The 728-nt window shown below is 35.7% G+C and carries 1 protein-coding gene; it reads right to left on the minus strand.

All coding sequences use genetic code 11. The annotated features are described in order from the left end of the window. The coding region (locus VOR_RS18855; RefSeq protein ID WP_010319690.1) for an endonuclease/exonuclease/phosphatase family protein at positions 1-728 on the minus strand (728 nt) is incomplete at both ends.

Raw genomic sequence — 728 nt, forward strand, 5'->3', positions numbered from 1 at the left:
TGCCAGAGGGGGCTTCCTTGGAACTTCTCATACTAAAACGCCCCGTGGGATCATGGGGCGCATACTTAGGATCAGCGAGAACATATTGTTTAGTATCGACATGCTGCAATGAAACAGCATTATAAGGAGAATTATTCACACGAAAACTTTTCGTGGGTGTTTTCTCATCTGCATATACAAAAGCAGTAACAGGAAAGTGATCTGAATAGTCATAAGCATAATAATTTTCTATAGTTCCAGATAAAGTAATTCGAGGTGACTCCACATCGAGTACTTGATTGTGCCAATAGGGTGGCTGTAGGTGATCTTTATCTACTAAAATATAATCAAGTAGTTGTCCGTTTAGGTCTGGAAAACTTTTAGATGCTAATGTATTTATATTTGGATCCCAAGAAAAATCTGCTCCTGCATAGCTATCCGGTTCTGAAACATTAAGCAATTCAATCATTCTTTTAAATTCTAGCGATCCTTTATTAACATTTAGATCACCTGTAATTACAACCATTTCGTTACTTGGTATTTTTTTATCAATAATATAGTTTCTTATTTCAGTGAATTGCTGATTTCTTATCTCTTCAGGTGTAAGTCCTGATATAGAACATGAATTGTCATCAGCTTGGGTATGTGTTGCGATAATATTAAATACAACATTATCTTTTCTTATCTTTGCGTGAATGAATCCTTTCTGCGACATGGCATCAGCCCCACATCCACTACTAAAAATATAT

This window comes from Vibrio ordalii ATCC 33509 (assembly GCA_000257205.1).
In the GTDB taxonomy this organism is placed as follows: Bacteria; Pseudomonadota; Gammaproteobacteria; order Enterobacterales; family Vibrionaceae; genus Vibrio; species Vibrio ordalii.